Below are 1,311 nucleotides of genomic sequence, written 5' to 3'. Positions count from 1 at the left end.
GTCGGGGGCGGCGGGGGCCTGGGGGTTCCAGAAGGCGCCGGCGGCGTTGAAGTAGGCCACCGCCTGCTCGGCCTGCCCGTCGTACATGGTGGCGTTGCCGAAGTAGCCCGACCAGCGGGTCTGGAGCACCCCGCTCGCGCCGTGGCGCAGGGCGGCCAGGGCCATGCTCTCGGGGTTGCCGGGGTTGTGCCAGGAGGCGCCCAGCACCCCGAAGCCCAGGCCGCGGATGGCCCCCAGCGGCGGGTAGTCGGCGGCGGCGCTGTAGTTCCAGTAGGTCACCACTAAGTCCTTGGGCAGGGCGGGGGCGATCTGGTCGCGGTAGGCGTCGGAGAAGGCCACGTCGTGCCAGATCATGGTGCCCACGCCCAGTCCCTTGAGGTGGTTGTACAGCCGCAGGGTGTCGTCGAGGAAGAGCTTGGGCAGCCCCACCGCCTGCGCCTCGGGCTTGGCCGGGAAGCGGTTCTGGGCCGTGAGCTCGTCGTGGCCGACGTGGACGTACCTGGGCTTGAAGACCTCCACCGCCTCGCTGAGGATGGGCAGCACCACCTCGTAGACGCGGGGCACCAGCGGGTCGTAGGCGTAGGGGTTGGGGGCCTCGGGGTCGGCCCAGAGGTCCTTATTGGCGTCGTAGCGGCCGGTCTGGGGGTTGTAGAACAGCCACTGGGCGTGGCTGAGCAGCTCGATGAGGGGGATGGGCTCCATGCCGTGCTCGCGGATGAGCCGCGCCACCCGCTCGGCCTCGGCCCTGGGCGCCCCGCCCGGGTGCCAGACGGCGCGGCTGCTGTTCCACTGCACGTAGTCGCTCATCACCAGCACGTGGCTGTACTTGAGCTTGGCGAGCAGGGGCACCAGCACGTCGTTGACGGCGCGGGAGTCCTTGTCGAGGTAGATCATGGCCGTGCGCCAGCCGAAGGCGGGCCAGTCGCGCACCCGGGCGTGGCGGAAGCCCTGGGGGGTGAGCAACTGGCGCAGGGTCTGCGCGCCGCGGTAGGCCCCCAGCGCGTCGAAGCCCACCACCGCCGCGCCGCCCTCCTCGACCCACAGGGCGTAGCCCTCGGGCTTGTCGGGGGTGAGGCCGCGCTCACGGGCGGCCTGGGCGAGCTCGAGGTTCTCGAGCGTCCCCACCCGCACCCACCGGGCGCCCTCCGTGAGCAGGCCACGGCCGAAGCGGGCCTGCACCTCGCGGCTGAGGTCGCGCAGGGCCCACTTCAGCTCGGGCTGGGGGCCCTCGGCGCGTGCGGCGAGGCCCTCGAGCGGCAGGAAGGCCTCGGAGAGGCGGGCCTCCTGGGGCGGGGGCAGCAGGCTCGAGGG

The 1,311-nt window shown here is 72.8% G+C and carries 1 protein-coding gene; it reads right to left on the bottom strand.

Features of this window, described 5'->3' with window-relative positions; all coding sequences use genetic code 11:
* Window positions 1-1,311, bottom strand: a 1,311-nt coding sequence (locus tag Mterra_RS21310) for a glycoside hydrolase family 20 zincin-like fold domain-containing protein (protein WP_119316879.1), incomplete at both ends; no start/stop codon positions are given.

The organism is Calidithermus terrae, from assembly GCF_003574345.1.
Lineage (GTDB): Bacteria > Deinococcota > Deinococci > Deinococcales > Thermaceae > Calidithermus > Calidithermus chliarophilus.
The sequence above is the reverse complement of the archived record's forward strand: the minus strand, read 5'-3'. Positions and strand labels throughout refer to the sequence as shown.